Genomic DNA, 17,071 nt, shown 5'->3' on the forward strand with positions numbered 1-17,071 from the left:
ATACGCGTATGCGCTACGATGTAGCGCATGAGCAAGGTCATCACCACACGTGTCCCCGACGATGCCTACGACCGCCTGGAATCCATCGCCATCGAACACGGCCTGAAGATCGGCGAGCACACCCGCGAGGTGCTCCTCGCGAGCCTTGATCGGTCCCGGGCGTTGGAAGAGCCGTCGCCGTCGTCGCAGGCAACGGTCCCCGAGCGGCTTACGACGGTCGAGCGACACACCCTCGCGACGCTGCACCGTATCCTCGCCCGGCTCGTCGACGGCAAGCTCGAGGATGGCGATCGGGACTACCAGCTGCGCCGTGCTCGCATCCTCGAAGAGGGGTGGGTGGGAGAGTACCCGAACGTCTTCGCCGGCATGATCAGCGAGCTCCCGCGCCGCGACAGCGGCCTGGTCATGGACATCCTCGACATGTTCCGCGTCTTGGAGTCCTCCTTCGACCGCCTCAGCCCGGAGCAGCGTGACGCCATGAGCGAAGGCATGGCGGGTCGCGTCCGGTTCGCTGGGTTCGATGCCAACGACGACTACGAGGGCGCGCTGCTGACGTACGCGGAGTACCTCATCAGCATCGGGAAGTGGTCCGATCTCGCTTATCACCTCGCGGACGAGTTCCCGCACGACGGCGGGAACTCCCACGGGCAGATGGTCCCGCACTACCGCCGCATGCTCGAGGTCTACACCCCGATCTGGCGCGAGCGCGTCCGGTCACGCTCGTTCGACCTCACCGCGGACGAGATCCAACGTATCGCGTCCGTCGATCGTCGACGCTGACGCAGCGCTGTCGCGTAGAGCGGCGTCGTATCCGAAGATGCGGGAAGAAGAATGGGTGCCCCGCTCGCAGCGGGCCCCGATCGGCAGGGTCTGCCGGATGTTCCCTGCATGGCTCCGCCGTCGTCGCCCGAGTCCCGCCGACCGGCCTGTTCGACGTCTGAGAACTCAGGCGCTGCCACTGATTTTGTTACCTGACCTAATGTGTATTATCGCCGTTACCGCCAGCGGACTCGGGGTACCAAGGTGTCGTCCTTCGCGGCTGTGTCCTCAACTTCCGAGTACGCCTCAAGCCACGCGGTTGCGATGGCGTGTAGCGCTGCGCGGTCTCGGGCGATCACCCAGGCGAGGAAGATCGAGCCCAGAACAACCGCTCCAATGGTGATGAGTAGTTCACCGCCGCTGCGCAACAGACTGTCCATGCCTTCGAGGGCCCCGCTGAGGGATGTTTTCGCTTCCTCGAGCTTGCCGGCGTCGTGAAGAGCGTCCGAACGCACCTGTGCATCTCTTGCGGCAGCCCAAGCCGGACTGCATGAGGAAGATCGTGTAGGTGCCGATGAGGTCGGTGAGCGCCACGATTGCGGTAGGCCCCGCGCCGAGGACGGTCCCGGGAAGGGCGCTGCCGGCTGCAGCGGACCGGTTCCGCAGGACGGCGCGGGCCGCATCGCTCGCATTCCGATAGGCCGTGAGCCGTTGCTCGAAGTTCCGCAGGTCCGAGTGGACGTGCTCGGGCTTCTTCGGGAACGCTCTGCGCCACCAGCTCCGAACTGCACGCCCGGTCCGCAGCAGGATCCGCCCCAACATCCTCACGCGAGCAGTCTGACATCACCCAGCGACCACGCCGCCCAACCGGCGTCGGCGGCTGCGTTGGTTGTCGCCGTCCGATCGGGTCGGCCGTGCAACGGCGAGTTCCGGGACCTGGCTCCTACAGTGCTCTGGGTCGGCTGCTCGGCGATGCCGGCGATCGGCTACCGAAGATTGGCGGGTTGGCGCGGCGGAAGATCATCTGGAGCACGATCGGTGGCGAGTGGGCCGCCCAGCTGGTGGAGCTCGCCCCGTACCCAGTCCACATGGTGGAGGAGCCACTCCAGGTCGCGCAAACGCTTTCGGACGAGCGCCATCGTGACCGTACTCCTTCCACCATCGAGGCTACGGACCCGCTTGTTGTCGGCATAGTAAGGAATGCCGATTGCAGCGACGCCGTCCTGTCTCATGGCGTTCATGGCACTCGCGTGGGCGATGTGATGGCGGGTCTGTTGCACACGGCGAAACACGTTCAAGAACAGAGACCTGTCGCCGGACGCCTCCGATTCGCGTGAGAGAGAAAGAAAGTCACGGGCGGCATCGTCATCACGACGAAGGCGCAGCTTCCCCTCGTGCAGATACTTCTCACGTGATCTGTCCTCGGTCACCCATTCCGCGGCTACCCAGTAGAGGTTGTCGAGCAGACGATCCCAAAGCGTAAGCAGGTCGAGAATCTTGATGGCGAGACCGCCGTATTCCGTGCGGTCGTCGTCGGTCACGGTGTCGGACAAGGTGTACACGACTCTCACGCTAGTGCCCGCGTCTCCGGTCGAGCGCGGACAGATGGGGTATCTCGACAGCATCGTCGCTCGAGGTGAGGCTGCACGGCGGTGCGCCGTAGGATCGGCGCGTGCGCGAGGAATCACGTGACCGGATTGAGGACGCGGCAGCAGCGAGCGTAGAAGCGCTCATCTCCCTCATCCCGGGAATTGGCGGCCCGCTGGCGGTGCTGGCAAGTCGGTCGATGGGGTCTGCGTTTGAGCGGCGCACGGTGAGAATCCTGAGCGAGCTGCGCGACGACCTTGCTCGTTTGGAAGCGTCCGCGCTTGTCAAGCGTGACCCTTCTGCTGACGAGCGCGAAACTCTACAGGCGGCAACCCACCGCACGATCCGTCAGCTCCTCGAAGCTGAATCTAATGAGAAGCGCGCTCTGTTGCGTAACGCGCTGCTCAACCGCGTCATTGGGACCGAGGAGCCAGCTCGGTTCGACGACGCGCTGGAGCGCGTGCAGCCAGCCGACATGCCTCTCCTTGGCTACCTTGCCAATCGATTCGAAGCCCGCGTCATGCACGTCGATCAAGACGCCTTAAATGATGAGTTGGCAATCAGCAAACAGCGAACGCCTGAGCGGCTCCAGAAACTGATTGTTCTTGGGCTGGTGGAAAATTACACCCCGGGTGAGCTTAGCCAGCTCGCCCAGTCGATTCGGCAGCAGCGCCGTGGTGGTCGTCCGAGTACAAGTCAGCCGACACGGCACCGCATAACTCCCCTCGGTAGCGAGTTCGTGAGGTTCGTGGCCAACCCCATCGAACGACGATCGGCTGACGCGCCCTGAGCACTCCAGGCTTTTATGTGGATCTCGCCGGGCAGCCACTCAGGCCTTGCTGAGCGCCGCGACCCGGCGTTGGTTTGTAGGATTCGGACACCGGTGCATTGGCGACGCCGGTGACCGTCGTTGCCGTCCGCTAGCCTCCACATCGGAGGGCGAAAGGTTGAACACATCACGCGTCGCTGCGAGCTATGCCGGCGGTAGTCCACTGTTCGAGCACCATGTTGGGATTGCCGCATGAACTGGCCGCCGCAGACCGAGGCAGATGTGCTGGCGGCACTCGAGCGCGGTGACGTCGTTGAGTCCAGCCAGCTCGATGTCAAGCTCCTGGTTGGCAGCAGCGATGGTGAGCGCCGGGGGACAGCGAAAGACCTGGCGAGCTTCGCAATCGATGGCGGTGCACTCTTGATCGGTGTTCGTGAAGACAAGGCGAACCGGAAGTTCACCGCGGAACCGATCGATCTGAACGACGTCGTCGAGCGGATCGAGCTGATCGCCGCGACCCTGGTCGAGCCGTCGCTGCCGGTACACCCGCGCGAGATCCCCTCGGAGAAGGACGGATTCGGATACGTCTGGGTCGACATTCCCGAGAGCCCTGATGCGCCGCACATGGTCGACAAGCGGTACTACGGGCGCGGTGAGCGCACCAACCGGAAACTAGGCGACGCCGAAGTCATCCGTCTCCACCGCGCTCGAGGGTCCGAACTCGAGCTCAGCCGCGCCGCCCTCGACGCCTTGCACAACCAGGACCGCTATCTCTCAGCACGACCGGGTGCTGACCCGCATGCTGAGCCTGTCGCCGAGCATGGACACCTGTACCTCGTTGCCACACCTCACCGACGCATCCCCGGCCTCGCAGATGACCTCTTATGGGAGTCGCAGGAGAAGCTCCGCGCCTTCGACCAGGCTTCCGACGCCGCCCTCAATGATCTGCTCAGGAACTGGGCATCGCACCTGGCGACGAACAGTCAGCTTGTGCAACGTTCCACCGCGATCTCTCTCACCAACTTCCGTGAGGACCTCGGCAACGACCGGTTCATGGAGCAGTACGGGATGGAGCTGCGAATCGAAGCGGACGGAACGATCGGGCTGATCTACACCGGCTTCAGCGACGCCGCGGACGGCGAACAGCCAGGCGTCATCCAGGACGGAACACTGGTCGGCGGAGCGTGGAAGCTTCTCGGCGTGGCGCGAAGCGTCGCGCAGCATGTTGGATACACGGGAAGTTGGGACATCGCGCTTCGAGCGACTCACCTGCAGGGAAGACAATCATCTGTGCTCGACGCCCCGAGGCGGCACCGTGGCCCGAACCCCGCATTCGATCAGCCCGAGCATGAGCAGTTCACGCGAGTCGATTGGCGCGAACTCGAGCGCCCGGCTCCAGCCGTGCGGCGTCTCACACGGCCGCTCCTGCGCGCCGTTGGAAGCTGGAAGGTCTTCGAGGAACACGTCCCCGAGCTCGGCGCGATGCCACCTCGGGAGGGCACGTAGGCGATTCACCGCGTAGGTCCGGCTTGATGGTGAACCGTTCCTTCTCGTCAAGACAGTACGAAGCAACGCAATGTGCGGCGGAGGTGCGGCTGAGTGCGCCGGCCGCCTCATGTCCGGGGTGGCCATCAGCCCCAGCCGCCGCAACCTCTGCGATTTAGCTGCTGAGTTCCGGGCCCACTCCCTGGTCCGCGGGACCGTATGCCTGCGGAGATGGTTCGCGTCGGTGGGCCAGCCTGTCGAGGGTCGGGGGCTGTGCCGTGCGGCAACGGATTGCGGTCGAGCAGCGGAGGTGAGCGCTGAGCGGGGAATGGCCGCTGCTTGACTGGAAGCGCGGCGTGGGCGACGCGTAGGACCGGATGGGTGTGGAGTATCCATACCTATGGCCGTGCACCGGGACACGATGCGCGCCCGCTCGCCGTGTGATGGTCCTGCCGTGATGCTGCATGACCGATCATGTGCGTCATCTACGTCGTCCGATGCGGCACTAGTAACGCCTGATGCCCCGCAGCTCAGATGCCATTGTAGACGCCCGTTGGTGCACTGCCGGGGTCGAACTGGTCGAGCCGATGGTGGTGAAGGCGATACAGGTTGCGGCGGCGCGGCTCCCCCTGCGCCTTATAGGTCTTCGCTTCAACATCGAGCAGTCCGGCCGCGATGAGATCGGTGGTGGCATCAGCCCAGAAGTCTTCGGAGAGGCCGTACTGACGCTTTCGGGGACCAGGAATCCACCCCGTGTTGTCCTTCCGTCCGCCGGTTGCTTCGCGGAGGAGGACGAGGAGCGCGATCGCGCGACCAGACAGCGGAACGATCCAGCCACGCTTCCAGAGTCCGATCGGCAGCGTGATGTAGCCGGCCTCGAGCTTGGTGTCGTCCCACTCCCCTCGCGACCCATCGGGGTTGAGGATCGCAGTGTTGGGAACGTAGCCCGGCTGGCGATCTCGGCGGACGAGGCCCAGTGCCTCGAGGGACTTGAATGCCTCGTTCACCCGGCGCACACCCGCTGTACCGGGTTCACGGAGTCCGAGCATGCTGGCGAGCTCCGCGGGCCGCACCTTGATGTTGTGCGGCGGCGCCGTCGCCATCATGAGTGTGGTGAGCAGGACCTTCAGCCGCATCTCGCCACGGCCCTGCATGACCGCTGAAAGGGGTGGCGCAGGAGGCGTGCCGACCATGTCACGCGCGAACGCTTGCGGCAGCCGCACCGTGGTCTTTCGCTGCGAGATGCGGACAGCCTCTTCGAGTTCCGACACCACGCCGCCTGGCGGTGGGATGACAACCACGCTGTTCCCCTCTGAAGTCGCTGACGTCATCGGCGGGGGAACTAGGAGTGCTCGGGGGTGCACTGGGGTGCTACGCGATGCTCAGAGCTTCTTCTCTAAGATACACGCTGCCAACAGTGGGGTTCACCAGGCGGAAACGTACCCCTTCACCCGACCCGATCGCGGTCTACCTCCGATAGACAAGGGGGGCTTCCTCCGGTACCTGGGCGGGGGGCCGTGTCCTTGCCTGTCCTCACGCTGCCGTGGATCCTGAGTGGAGAGGATGCATCGTTCCTCAACCGGACCGCCGACCGTCGGTGGCTGACCTAGGACAACGCAGAAGCAACCGAAGTCTTGACATGGAGAAGCATCCAGTGTAGAATATATCAGTTCGGGTTATACCCGAAAATGACGAAGACCCCGGTAGCAGCCGGGGCCCGTCAGATTGTCCGTGCCAACGATACGACCAAGGTTCCCCAACCTCGTATCGCCTGGCTTCCTCCCAAGAAGAAAGAACGAACGTGTCTAATGATAGCCGACCACCCGAAATCCCGCAATCGGATGACCCGGACGACGTCCCGAGTCCTGCCTCGCAAGCTCGCCCGAACGAGGGAGGGGCGCCCATCGTCATCGTTAACGGGCGTCCCGGGCAGCGTGAGCCGTATGCCCATATGCGCTGGAAGGAAGGGCTCTCCGCTCCCGCGAAGCTCTTCGCCTACCTAGCGAAGCTGACGTCGGACGCCCTTCGACGGGTGTTGAAGGTGGTCGGGCTCGCGCTTGTCGTCATCCTGGCCGTCGTCGTCGCCCTCACTGTGCTGGTCGCGACTGGTCACGGGGGCGAGTTAATCCTCTTGGTCCAAAGCGTCCGCGGCTAGCGGCCACCCCTCCTCGGCTTCGTACAGAGTCGAGGAGGGGTCGCACCGCGCCATCGCGACGCCACAATCGACCTCGCGTGCAAGATCCACGAAGCACCACGGCGATGAATCTGGTCGACCTCTGCCGGATGTTGTTGAAGCGCGGGCCACTAACGGAGTCGCTGGTCCGGGAACATCCATGGCGGCGGCGGATCGCAGCGCAGCATCTCGCCGGCGGCCGCCGAGGACGTCGCCGTGGCGAACGGCCCGTCCTGGCTCATCAGAGTGGGCATGTGGTGGTCGTCGCGGGTCGCGTCGAGCACGTCGCGCTTGTTCGAGGTCGTCATGACCGCCCCGCGCGCTCCGACGATCGCGGGGATGACGATGCTGGTCGACTTGCCGACGCGGGGGCCGGCGATCATCACCAGCATGTCCTCCACGGAGGGCGTAGAGCTTCCGGAGACCCAGCACGGTCGTGCCGATCGGTGAGTCGATCCAGCCGGTGACGCCGAGCCGCTGCGCGGTCGCGGACGCCCCCTTCTCCGAGAGCGCGTCGAGGGTGTGGCCACGGCCCATGTACCGGGCCGCCCAGTCGACCGGGGTCCGCTTCGCGCGGGCCCGGGCGCCCTGCACCAGGTACAGGAAGACGAGGGCGAGCACGACGGCTCCGATGCCGATCGCGACCCACGTCGACGCCATGGTCCAGGTGTAGCGACCCTTGATGGTGCCGCCGACGACCGCGAACGGGTCGAGGGGCAGGTTCGTGTTCACGCCCGCGAGCTTCGAGCCGAGCGTCATGGCGACCCAGAACGTGCCGACGACGGCGAAGATCCCGAGCGCCAGGAAGAACATGCCCGCGCCCTGCATCCCGCCGCCGGGCTGCTGCGCGACATTCGCTTCGCGGCGCATGCCATGCTCCGTTCCTCGATGCGTGAAACGGTCTCCCACAGCCGGTTCGTGTTGCTCGGAGCCTTCTCCGCCGGGGTGAGCTCCACGGTGACCGGGATGCCTGGGCGGCCACCGACCTTGATCAGGAACTTGCCGCGGCAAGGCGGGTCGGCCCCCATGCCTGTCTCCGGGCCCCAGGCGGGTGGGTCGGTCCAGGACATGAGCATCTGCTGCTCGGCGCGGTACACCACCCCTGAACTGGCGACTCGCGGGGCCGCCGGGTCCCCCGGAGAATCGACGGCATGCCCGAGTCCGACGCCGACCTGCGCGCCCGCATCGTCACGGGCGCCATCGAGGCGTACCGCGCGTCGGACTTCCACACCGTCGGTCCCGCCGAGGTCGCCGCCCACGCCGAGGTCCCCGAAGCCGAGGTCCGACGCGTCTACCCGCTGTGGGAGCTCCTCGTCGTCGCCGTCATGGACCGCTGGAACAACGGCAGCCGTCGTGCGCTGTGGGTCGTCGCCGAGCGCTCGGGCGCGGTCGCGTACCTCCGCGCGCGACTCGAGGTCGGCCGGGACGACCCCGCACTGGTCCGGCTCCGGGTCGCGTTGCTCAGCGCCGCCTCGAGCCCCGACCACCCCGCGGCCGGCTGGTTCCGCGGGCAGTACACCCGCTCGTTCGAGGACGTGACGCTCGCCCTCGTGCGGGACGTCGTCGCCGGACGGGAGCCGCGCGGCACCTCGCCCCGGCACGCCGCCGAGCAGCTCGTCGCCCTCTACGAGGGGCTGCAGCTGCAGTCGCTCCTGCGCGACGACGCCGATCCCCTCGCCGGGTTCGACCGCGCGGTCGCACGGATGCGGGTCGGCTGGGCGTCTGCCGCCGCGACCGTCTGAGCGGACACGGGCCTGGTCGTCAGCAGTCCTTCCGGTAGACCCAGCGACGCGGCGTCGGATGCGACACCTCGGTGAAGCCCGCCGACTCGAACACCGACCGCGGCCCGACGAACATCGCGCCGCCGCCGTCCGTCGCGCCCGGAGCCGGTTCCGTCGGGTACCCCTCGACCGCCGCCGCACCCGATCGACGCGCGTGGTCCACCGCCCCGCCGAGCAGTGCGTGGCTGACGCCCTGCCGACGGAAGCCCCGCCGGACGACGAAGCACGAGACCACCCAGACCGCCGGGTCGTCGGGGTCCTCGTCACGCCCGCTCCACGGCACCTTCGCGCCGCGCAGCCGCACCAGCCCGGGCCGGGGTTCGACCGCCACCCACCCCACCGGCTCGCCGTCACGGTAGGCGACCACACCGGTCGACGTGCGTGCCGCGGGGTCGTCACAGCCGGTCTCCCGGTGGAAGCGCTCGCGGCGTTCGTCGTTCGGCATCGCCCGGAACTCCGCTGCCGAGGCCTTGAACCACCGACACCAGCAGTGCGCCGGATCGCCGCGCTCGCCGAAGACCAGTTCGAGGTCCGTCCACGCCGCCTCGTTCGCGGGCAGGCAGGTGATCGCGCCGAGGGGCGTCGGGGTCGAGGTCGTCATCGTCACCGTCCGGGAGAGCGTCGGTACGGGGCACGGTAGTCCGGTCCCGACGCGTCGGTCCTGGAGGCGCGGCGCGGCTCGCCGACGTCGGCGCACGCACCTGGCATGGTCGGCTGATGGAGTACACGGACTACGACACGCGGCTCGCCGCCTACGGCGTGATCACCGACGGTGACCGGGTGCTCCTCGCCAAGCTCCGGATCCCCGAGGCGGGGACGTGGACGCTCCCCGGCGGCGGGGTCGAGTTCGACGAGAGCGTCGAGCAGGCCGTCGTCCGCGAGATCCGGGAGGAGACCGGGTACGAGGCGTCCGTCGGGGAACTGCTCGGTGTGCGGCACCACATCGTGCCGGCCGAGCGTCGCATCCACGCGAACGGCCGGGCGATGAAGGCCGTGCAGGTGGTCTTCCGGGCGTCGATCACTGGCGGGGCGCTGCGTTCCGAGGAGGACGGCTCGACCGACGAGGCCGCGTGGATCCCGATCGCGGATCTGCCGCACCGTCGGCACGGGCTCGTCGTGCCGATCGCCCTCGGCTGGGCCGGCGTCCTGCCCCGCTGACCCGCTGCCCCGCTGACCCGCCCGGATGCGGGCCGGTGCGTTTCAGCAGGGCCGTGGCCGACTGCGGTCGCCCAGCAGGAACGAGATGTTGTCCAGCGTCTCGCGGGCGCAGTACTCGTCGTGGTCGAGGTCTCGCCACGCCTCGATGGGGGCGAACTCACGTTCGTCCAGGTTCCACTTGCGGTACAACTCGGCGCGCTCAGCACGCAGCTCGTCGTGATCGGCGATCCGTATCAGCATTGCGGTCTCTCCTTCGTCGGGAGAGCGAGCGTAGGACGGCCGCGCACGAGCGCGCCAGCTTTCTGCATACAGAATGTCGCGCGACTCCCGCTACTGCTCGAGGACGCTCAGCACGTTGCCCGAGGGGTCGGTGAACCACGCGATGAGCGGGCCGCCCTTGCGGTTCACGCCCTTCTCGTCGGTCATCCCCTCGTAGTGCAGGAAGGGCACACCCTTCGCCGCGAGCTCGTCCACCGCATCGTCGACCGACGGCACCGGGAAGTTCAGCACCGTGAAGGACGCCGGCTCGTGCGCGGGACCCTTGGGGTAGACGAGTACACCGTGCCCGTCGCCGAGCTGCAGGAAGAGCATGCCGTGGTCCTCGGTGACCTCGACCCCCAGGACGTCCTCGTAGAACGCCTTCGCCTCGGGCACGTCACGCACCGAGAACCCGCTGAACGCCTTCGTCGCATCGACCATGCGGCAAGTGAACCACCCGGGACCGGTGTCGGCGCGCTCTGCCAGGATGAAGCCGTGCTCCCGCCCGAGATGTCCGTCGACGACGCGGTCGACCGCGCGATCCGGCTCGCCACGGACGGGCAGCGCACCGTGCTCGGCATCGCCGGCGCTCCCGGTGCCGGCAAGTCGACGCTGGCACGCCGGATCGTCGCGGGGGTGGACGCAGCGCTCGGTGCCGGCACCGCCGTGCAGGTCCCGATGGACGGGTTCCACCTGGCGAACACGGCGCTGGACGCCCTCGGCCGCCACGACCGCAAGGGCGCGATCGACACCTTCGACGGTGACGGCTACGTCGCGCTCGTCCGTCGGCTGGTCGCAGGCGACGAGGCCGTGGTGTGGGCACCCGACTTCGACCGGCGCGTCGACGAACCCGTCGCGGGCAGCATCGCCGTCCCGCAGCGCACCCGGCTCGTGGTGTCCGAGGGGAATTACCTGCTCGACGACAGCGGTCCCTGGGCAGCGCTCGCCGACCTCTTCACCGAGACGTGGTTCTGCGCTGTGGACGACACCGTGCGCGTCGATCGTCTGGTGGGCCGGCACATGCGGCACGGCCGCGACCACGAGGCGGCCCGCACCTGGGCGGTCGAGGTCGACGGCGTGAACGCGGTGCGGGTCGCACCCACGGTGATCCGCGCCTCCAGGACCGTGCGGACGTGACCACGAGACCCCAGCGACGACCACGACAGGAGCGACCATGACCATCGCACTCACCGGCGCGACCGGCAAGATCGGCGGCGCCGTGGCGCGCGCCCTGGCGGACGGCGGTGTGCCGTTCCGGATGATCGTGCGGGACGCCTCCCGGGCGCCGGAACTCCCCGGAGCCGAGGTCGCGGTCGCGTCGTTCGGCGATGCCGAGGCGAGCCGCGCGGCGCTCGAGGGAGTCGACCTGCTGCTCATGGTCTCCGGCGCGGAGGCGGTGGACCGTCTCGCCCAGCACCGCTCGTTCGTCTCCGCTGCCGCGACGGCCGGCGTCCGGCACGTGGTCTACACGTCGTTCGTGGGCGCGGCGGCGGACGCGACCTTCACGCTCGGTCGCGACCACTGGGCGACCGAGGAGGCGATCCGGGCGACCTCGATGGCGTACACGTTCCTCCGGGACTCCTTCTACCTGGACTTCGTCGAGGACCTCGTCGGCGAGGACGGCGTGATCCGGGGACCGGCGGGCGACGGGGCCATGGCAGCGGTCGCGCGAGCCGACGTCGCCCGGGTCGCGACCGAGGTCCTGCGGAACCCGGCGGCGCACCTCGATCGGACGTACGAACTGACGGGGCCCGCGGCGATCACCCTGCACGAGGCGGCTGCCACCGTGTCCGAGGTCCGTGGGCGCGAGGTCACCTACCACCCGGAGACGCTCGAGGAGGCGTACGCCTCGCGCGCGCAGTGGAACCCGGAGCCATGGCAGGCGGACGCGTGGGTGAGCACCTACACGGCGATCGCCGAGGGGGCGCTCGCGCGGGTGTCGGGCGACGTCGAGCGGGTCACCGGGCGCCGGCCGATGTCGTTGCGCGAGGTGCTGCTCGCCGGCTGACGCGGCCCGCGCCGGCGGCGGCGGGTCGGGTGTCGAACCACGATCCCGACACCGAACCACGTGATCGGCGCGGTTCGATGTCGGATTCGTGGTTCGACCCCGCCCGCGACCTCGCCGAGCGCGTCCCCGGCCGCGACCGCGGCGCCGCCGGCCCGCCCAGCCGGTCCACCGACCGGCCCGGCAGCCCGCACCGCCACACCGTCCACCCGATACCCGTCACCGCCCACGGGTGAGCCGGCACCCGCGCCCCCGGGTCGACGTCGGCGACCGCCCGACATCCTCCCGCCAGCGCCGCCCGCAGCACCGGATCGGTCCGTGGCGCCCCGGCCTGCACCACGAGGACCCGGAGCCCGCCGGCGATCCGCTGCCGCACCTGCCGTGCCGTGAACACCGGCACCGTCCCCGAGAACCCGCCGTCGGTCAGCACCGGCAGCCCGGTCGCGTCGATCACGGGCGACGAGATGCGCCACGTGTCGGTCAGGAAGAGCGGCACGCTGTCGCGGTACCCGTCGAGGCGCCGCGCCGTCCGGACGAGGTGCCGGAACACGACCGGGTACGGCGCCGAGGACCCGCCCCACCAGTCCGGCCGGGAGACCCGGAAGGCCTCGGCCCGACCGTCCGGAACCCGCCAGCGCGGGACCCACGATCCGACCGAGGCGTCGCTCCCGCTCCCGTCGCGTGCGGCGTCGAGCGCCTGCAGCGAGAAGGCCGCGGGGCCGGCGACGAGTGCGAGTCCGGCTGCGAGGGCGATCGCGGCCCGGGAGGCGCGGTGCCGGCCCGGCCCGCGCGTCCCCTCCCAGCGTGGTCGCCACAGGAACGCGACCACCGTCGCGAGCACGGCCGCGACCCCGACGACGAGGGCCGGCGTCGCGAGCACCGCCGGCGTCGCGGCACCTCGGGCCAGGAACGCCCACCACGCGAGCTGCGCGGCCGCCAGGAGCACCGGCACCACCCGGAGCCACGCCGACTGCGCCCGCACCAGGCCGACGGCGCCGCGCCACCCCAGGGCTGCGAGGACGGCGAGCTGCACACCGACCGCAGCGACGTACGCGGTGTGCGGCACCTTCGCCACCGAGAGCACGACGGCCGCGGTCACGAGCCAGACGGTGACCACGAGCAGCGTGGCCGAACCGGCACGGGTGTCGAACGCCCGACCGAAGACGCTGCCGACCCGGGTGCCGGTCCGGCGGACGAGGAGCAGGACGACGGCGAGCGTGACCGCGAACACGGCTGCGGGGAGGAGCCAGGCCACCTGCGACGCCAGGTGCGGCTCGATGAGCTTCGTCACACCGCCGGGGCCGCCGAGGCGTGCCGGCCGGGCGGCGGGACCCTCGGTCGTGCTGACGGAGCCGGGCACCGCTCCCGGCAGGAACCGGTCGATGCCGTTGTAGCCGAACACCATGGCGAACGGGCTGTCGTCGGTCGAGCCGTCGATCCACGGTCGGGCGCCCGCCGGGGTGAGGGCCAGCCCGACCACCCACGCGAGCGACGCCGCGACCGACACCGCACCGAGGACCACCGCGCGACCGATGCGGGCGCCGGTGCCGAGTCGGGTGCCGTCTCGGCCGGCCGTGGCGACGAGCGTCCCGAGCACCAGCGCGGGCAGCACGAACCACGACTGCAGCATCTTCGCCTGGAAGCCGACGCCGACCGCGAGCCCGGCGGCGACGAGCGGCCACCACCGGCCCGTGATCGCCGCCCGCTGCCAGCAGAGCAGGGCGACCGCCAGGGCCGCCGTGACCATGCCGTCCTCCATCGGGTGGGCGAACATCGACACGAAGATCGGCGTCGTCGCCGCTGCACCCGCGGCGACGAGCCCCGTCCCGACCCCGGCCCACCGGAGTCCGACGAGCGAGCAGGCCCACAGCGTGACCAGACCCTCGACGACCTGGGGGAGCGCGAGTGCGGCGGTGGAGTCGCCGAACAGCCGGATGCTCAGCGCCTGGGGAACGGCGAACCCGCTGAGCTTGTCGAGGGTCACCGTCGCCGAGGGGTCGAACGCGCCGGAGAAGAGCGCCGGCCACGACTCGGACATCGACCGGGCGGACGCCTCGTAGAACCCGGAGTCACCGCCGCGGGCCAGGTTCCACCCGAGCAGCACGGTCATGCCGGCCGCGATCAGGAGCAGGGCGCAGCGTGCCGCGAGCGGCTGGTCCCGCCACCGTGCGGGTCGTCGAGTGTCCACCCTCCGGACCCTGGCCGCCCGGGATGACGGTGGACCGGGACGGTGCCGCCAGCTCGCCCCGAAGTCACGCGCGGCGCTGAGACGACGTGCGGGTGCGACCGGGCGGCACCAGCGGATCCCCGGTCGAGCCGGAACGGGGTCTCAGGCAGCAGCGGACCCGACGGCAGCGTGCCGGACGGCAGCGGCCCGGTGGACTCAGGCCACCCGTCGGGCCGCGAACGTCCCCACGATCCCGAGCGTCAGCACGGCGACGAGCACGACGAGCAACGGTGCCGTCCAGTCGCCGGTGATCCCGTGCAACGAACCGGCGACGAGCGGCCCCGCGGAACCGAGCAGGTACCCGCCACCCTGCACGAACGCGGACATCCGCCGCGCGTCGGCGTCGCTCGACACGATCCGGACGATCACGATGAAGATCACCGTGATGCCGCCGCCCTGTGCCGCGCCGCCGAGGACGGACCAGAGCAGCCAGAGCTGCGGCGCGAACAGCAGCCCGAGCGGCATCGCGAGCCAGAGGAACGCGACGAGGGCGATGATCGCGCGCGGACGCCACTTCGCCGCGAGCACCGGGACACCGAGCGCCCCGACGACCGCGAGGATCTGGAACACCGACGAGCTCGCCCCGGAGGACGCCTTCGAGAAGCCGATCTCGTCGTGCAGCAGCGTCGGGATCCACGCCGTGAGGGCGTAGTACGAGAACGCCTGGCCGCCGAACGCGAGGGTCAGCCCCCAGGTGATGAGCCGACGAGCGGGGCGCACCTGCGCGGACCCCGCACCGCCGTCGACCGTCCGGACCGCACCCGTGCCGAGCACCTGGTCGATCGGCCCCGTCTCGACGACGGGCTCGGACGCCGTCGGACGGCGCCACGCGGCCCGGGCACCGACCGCGTAGGTCCAGGCGAGACCGGCCACCACGGCGAACACCGCCCAGACCGCGATCGCGACCGGCCAGCCCCAGCTCGCGGCGATCGGCGCGGTGCCGAGCGAGGTGATCATCGACCCGACGTTGAGCGCGGACGTGTACACGCCGGTGACCAGGCCGACCCGCTCGGGCGAGGTGTCCCGCCGGATCACGACGGGGATCACGACGTTGCCGATCGTGATGCCGATGCCGATCACGGCGGTGCCGACGAGCAGCGCCGCGGACGAGGGCATCGAGCGGACGACGGTGCCGACGAGCACGATGACGAGGGAGAGCGACACCGCGCGCTCGGGGTCGGCCTTCGCGATGACCCAGCTGGCGAACGGCGTCGCGAGCGCGAAGCAGAGGACCGGGATCGTCGTCAGCAGCCCGGCGACCGTCGCGGTCAGGCCGAGGTCCACACGGACGTCGCCGATGACCGGGGCAGTCGCGACGATCGGCCCGCGGAAGTTCAGCGCGATGAGGACGATGGCGGCCGGCAGCAGCCAGGCGGCACCGCGCAGTCCCGCCGCGGTCCGGCCGCCCGCCCCGGTCGTCACGAGGACGGCAGCAGGATCGGGAGCAGGTCGAGCGGGGTCGCAGCCTGCGCGATGGTGCCCTCGGCCTCGGCGGGGGAGCCGTAGCCCCACTCGGCGAAGATCGTCGGGACACCGTGCACGGCCGCCCCCTGGACGTCGTGCAGGCGGTCCCCGATCAGCACCGGGCGGCTCGTGTCGAACCCGCGGGCGTCGAGGCGGCGCAGGGCTTCCTCGACCACGTCGGCCTTCGACGAGCGGACCTCGTCGTCGCTGGCACCCGTGATGATGTCGATGTCGCCGGTGAGGCCGTAGTGCTCGAGGATGTAGGTCGCCGGCGTCTCGGGCTTGCTCGTCGCGGTCGAGATCGGCAGCCCGGCGTCGTGCAGGGTGCGCAGGACGACGTCGATCCCGGGGAACATCGCCGAGTCGAGGGCACCGTGCGAGAAGTAGTGCTCGCGGTACACGGACAGCGTGTGCTCGGCCTGTTCGGCGTCCATGCCCATCGCCGTCGTGAAGGTGTCCATGATCGGCGGGCCCACGAACGACAGCAGCGTCGCGTGGTCCGGCACGGGGACCCCGACCTTCCGGAACGTGTGGGTGAGGCTCTCGAGGATGCCCGGCGCGGAATCGCTGATGGTGCCGTCGAGGTCGAAGAGGATGGCGGAGAACGGGCTGGTCATGTCCCACTCAGCCTAGCCGGGGCCCTGGTCACGACCGCCCGGCGGGCGCGACGGCACCGGCGGACGCGAGCCGCGCCTCCAGTCCGACCGCTCAGAAGAGGCGGGTGTGGCCGCCCTCGATGCCCCGCATCGCGTCGTAGTCGAGCACGAGGACGCGGATCCCGCGGTCCTCGGCGAGGGTGCGTGCCTGCGGCGCCACCGTCTGCGCGGCGAGCACACCCTGCACCGGACGGAGCAGCGGATCGCGGTTCATGAGCTCGAGGTACCGGGTGAGCTGCTCGACCGCGTCGATGTTGGCGTTCCGCTTCATCTCGACGGCGACGCTCGCCCCCGCCTCGTCGCGGGCGAGGATGTCCACCGGGCCGATGGCGGTCATGTACTCGCGGCGGACCAGCGTGTGGCCGTCGCCGAGCAGCTCGATCTGCTCCGCGAGGAGCTGCTGCAGGTGCGCCTCGACACCGTCCTTCACGAGGCCCGGGTCGACGCCGAGGTCGTGGGACTCGTCGGAGACGACCTCGTACAGGGAGACGATGAGCTTGTCCTGCGTCTTCTTCTGCGTGACCGTCCACACCTGCGTGATGCCGGCGCTCGACTGCTCCTCGTCCGGCTCGGTGATCTCGATCGAGCACGGCGGGCTCATCCAGTTGAGCGGCTTGTAGCTGCCGCCGTCGGAGTGGACGAGCAGCGAACCGTCGGCCTTCAGCATGAGCAGACGGGTCGCGAGCGGCAGGTGGGCTGAGAGCCGGCCCGCGTAGTCGACGGAGCAGCGGGCGATGACGAGACGCACC

General features: G+C 69.6%; 17 protein-coding genes. 7 read left to right on the forward strand and 10 right to left on the reverse strand.

Annotation, left to right across the window (positions count from 1 at the left end; genetic code table 11):
- Nucleotides 1–27 precede the first annotated feature (27 nt).
- A complete protein-coding gene (locus ACIPKM_RS07665; RefSeq protein ID WP_402736495.1) occupies nt 28–780 on the forward strand; it encodes a YfbU family protein in 753 nt (250 codons plus the stop codon).
- Between the two features lie 965 nt (nt 781–1,745).
- Here ACIPKM_RS07665 and ACIPKM_RS07670 read toward each other — a convergent pair.
- The gene (locus ACIPKM_RS07670; protein ID WP_402736496.1) at nt 1,746–2,321 is read right to left on the reverse strand and encodes a hypothetical protein; all 576 of its coding nucleotides are present in this window, start codon (nt 2,319–2,321) and stop codon (nt 1,746–1,748) included.
- Between the two features lie 110 nt (nt 2,322–2,431).
- Between ACIPKM_RS07670 and ACIPKM_RS07675 the strand changes: the two genes are divergently transcribed.
- Nucleotides 2,432–3,136: a hypothetical protein gene (locus tag ACIPKM_RS07675; RefSeq protein ID WP_402736497.1), complete on the forward strand. Its 705-nt coding sequence runs from the start codon at nt 2,432–2,434 to the stop codon at nt 3,134–3,136.
- Nucleotides 3,137–3,367: 231 nt separating this feature from the next.
- Nucleotides 3,368–4,621, forward strand: a complete 1,254-nt coding sequence (locus ACIPKM_RS07680) for a helix-turn-helix domain-containing protein (RefSeq protein ID WP_402736498.1) — start codon at nt 3,368–3,370, stop codon at nt 4,619–4,621.
- A gap of 509 nt (nt 4,622–5,130) precedes the next feature.
- On the opposite strand, the gene ACIPKM_RS07685 is transcribed toward ACIPKM_RS07680, so the two are convergent.
- Together ACIPKM_RS07685 and ACIPKM_RS07690 are read right to left on the reverse strand one after the other, a co-directional pair.
- Nucleotides 5,131–5,901 (reverse strand): hypothetical protein, encoded by a 771-nt coding sequence (locus ACIPKM_RS07685; RefSeq protein ID WP_402736499.1) that lies wholly within the window; start codon nt 5,899–5,901, stop codon nt 5,131–5,133.
- 821 nt (nt 5,902–6,722) lie between these two features.
- A complete protein-coding gene (locus tag ACIPKM_RS07690) occupies nt 6,723–7,643 on the reverse strand; it encodes a hypothetical protein (RefSeq protein WP_402736500.1) in 921 nt (306 codons plus the stop codon).
- Nucleotides 7,644–7,924: 281 nt separating this feature from the next.
- Here ACIPKM_RS07690 and ACIPKM_RS07695 point away from each other — a divergent pair, with 281 nt between their 5' ends.
- Nucleotides 7,925–8,515: a TetR/AcrR family transcriptional regulator gene (locus tag ACIPKM_RS07695; RefSeq protein WP_070417389.1), complete on the forward strand. Its 591-nt coding sequence runs from the start codon at nt 7,925–7,927 to the stop codon at nt 8,513–8,515.
- A 19-nt stretch (nt 8,516–8,534) separates the two neighbouring features.
- Here ACIPKM_RS07695 and ACIPKM_RS07700 read toward each other — a convergent pair whose 3' ends face one another.
- On the reverse strand, nt 8,535–9,155 hold the full coding sequence (locus ACIPKM_RS07700; RefSeq protein ID WP_402736501.1) for a GNAT family N-acetyltransferase: 621 nt from the start codon (nt 9,153–9,155) through the stop codon (nt 8,535–8,537).
- A gap of 116 nt (nt 9,156–9,271) precedes the next feature.
- Between ACIPKM_RS07700 and ACIPKM_RS07705 the strand changes: the two genes are divergently transcribed.
- Nucleotides 9,272–9,712 (forward strand): NUDIX hydrolase, encoded by a 441-nt coding sequence (locus ACIPKM_RS07705; protein ID WP_070417388.1) that lies wholly within the window; start codon nt 9,272–9,274, stop codon nt 9,710–9,712.
- A 42-nt stretch (nt 9,713–9,754) separates the two neighbouring features.
- Here the strand turns inward: ACIPKM_RS07705 and ACIPKM_RS07710 are convergent, their stop codons facing one another.
- Both ACIPKM_RS07710 and ACIPKM_RS07715 read right to left on the reverse strand, forming a co-directional pair.
- Complete coding sequence (locus ACIPKM_RS07710) at nt 9,755–9,952, reverse strand: hypothetical protein (protein WP_402736502.1); 198 nt, start codon at nt 9,950–9,952, stop codon at nt 9,755–9,757.
- 90 nt (nt 9,953–10,042) lie between these two features.
- A complete protein-coding gene (locus tag ACIPKM_RS07715) occupies nt 10,043–10,411 on the reverse strand; it encodes a VOC family protein (protein WP_071294305.1) in 369 nt (122 codons plus the stop codon).
- 69 nt (nt 10,412–10,480) lie between these two features.
- Between ACIPKM_RS07715 and ACIPKM_RS07720 the strand changes: the two genes are divergently transcribed.
- The gene (locus ACIPKM_RS07720; RefSeq protein ID WP_309780397.1) at nt 10,481–11,107 is read left to right on the forward strand and encodes a nucleoside/nucleotide kinase family protein; all 627 of its coding nucleotides are present in this window, start codon (nt 10,481–10,483) and stop codon (nt 11,105–11,107) included.
- A gap of 37 nt (nt 11,108–11,144) precedes the next feature.
- Nucleotides 11,145–11,978 carry an SDR family oxidoreductase gene (locus tag ACIPKM_RS07725; protein ID WP_402736503.1) on the forward strand — a complete coding sequence of 278 codons (834 nt, stop codon included), beginning with the start codon at nt 11,145–11,147 and terminating at the stop codon, nt 11,976–11,978.
- On the opposite strand, the gene ACIPKM_RS07730 is transcribed toward ACIPKM_RS07725, so the two are convergent.
- The 4 genes from ACIPKM_RS07730 to nucS form a co-directional block, all read right to left on the reverse strand.
- Nucleotides 11,929–14,163 (reverse strand): ArnT family glycosyltransferase, encoded by a 2,235-nt coding sequence (locus ACIPKM_RS07730; RefSeq protein WP_402736504.1) that lies wholly within the window; start codon nt 14,161–14,163, stop codon nt 11,929–11,931. The genes ACIPKM_RS07725 and ACIPKM_RS07730 overlap by 50 nt on opposite strands.
- Nucleotides 14,164–14,358: 195 nt before the next feature.
- Nucleotides 14,359–15,624 carry a CynX/NimT family MFS transporter gene (locus ACIPKM_RS07735; RefSeq protein ID WP_402736505.1) on the reverse strand — a complete coding sequence of 422 codons (1,266 nt, stop codon included), beginning with the start codon at nt 15,622–15,624 and terminating at the stop codon, nt 14,359–14,361.
- Nucleotides 15,621–16,283, reverse strand: coding sequence for an HAD hydrolase-like protein (locus ACIPKM_RS07740; protein WP_070417382.1), 663 nt, complete (start codon nt 16,281–16,283; stop codon nt 15,621–15,623). Before ACIPKM_RS07740 ends, ACIPKM_RS07735 begins: the two co-directional genes overlap by 4 nt.
- Nucleotides 16,284–16,374: 91 nt before the next feature.
- Nucleotides 16,375–17,070: an endonuclease NucS gene (gene nucS / locus ACIPKM_RS07745; RefSeq protein WP_070417381.1), complete on the reverse strand. Its 696-nt coding sequence runs from the start codon at nt 17,068–17,070 to the stop codon at nt 16,375–16,377.
- Nucleotide 17,071 lies beyond the last annotated feature (1 nt).

The organism is Curtobacterium sp. NPDC086286 (genome assembly GCF_044746255.1).
Classification (GTDB): Bacteria; Actinomycetota; Actinomycetes; order Actinomycetales; family Microbacteriaceae; genus Curtobacterium.

Excerpts from the sequence above, each read along its gene's own strand:
- ACIPKM_RS07665 (WP_402736495.1), top strand. The coding sequence starts at position 28 with ATGAGCAAGGTCATCACCACACGTGTCCCCGACGATGCCTACGACCGC.
- ACIPKM_RS07680 (WP_402736498.1), top strand. The coding sequence starts at position 3,368 with ATGAACTGGCCGCCGCAGACCGAGGCAGATGTGCTGGCGGCACTCGAG.
- ACIPKM_RS07690 (WP_402736500.1), bottom strand. The coding sequence starts at position 7,643 with ATGCGCCGCGAAGCGAATGTCGCGCAGCAGCCCGGCGGCGGGATGCAG.
- ACIPKM_RS07695 (WP_070417389.1), top strand. The coding sequence starts at position 7,925 with ATGCCCGAGTCCGACGCCGACCTGCGCGCCCGCATCGTCACGGGCGCC.
- ACIPKM_RS07700 (WP_402736501.1), bottom strand. The coding sequence starts at position 9,155 with ATGACGACCTCGACCCCGACGCCCCTCGGCGCGATCACCTGCCTGCCC.
- ACIPKM_RS07705 (WP_070417388.1), top strand. The coding sequence starts at position 9,272 with ATGGAGTACACGGACTACGACACGCGGCTCGCCGCCTACGGCGTGATC.
- ACIPKM_RS07710 (WP_402736502.1), bottom strand. The coding sequence starts at position 9,952 with ATGCTGATACGGATCGCCGATCACGACGAGCTGCGTGCTGAGCGCGCC.
- ACIPKM_RS07715 (WP_071294305.1), bottom strand. The coding sequence starts at position 10,411 with ATGGTCGATGCGACGAAGGCGTTCAGCGGGTTCTCGGTGCGTGACGTG.
- ACIPKM_RS07720 (WP_309780397.1), top strand. The coding sequence starts at position 10,481 with ATGTCCGTCGACGACGCGGTCGACCGCGCGATCCGGCTCGCCACGGAC.
- ACIPKM_RS07725 (WP_402736503.1), top strand. The coding sequence starts at position 11,145 with ATGACCATCGCACTCACCGGCGCGACCGGCAAGATCGGCGGCGCCGTG.
- ACIPKM_RS07740 (WP_070417382.1), bottom strand. The coding sequence starts at position 16,283 with ATGACCAGCCCGTTCTCCGCCATCCTCTTCGACCTCGACGGCACCATC.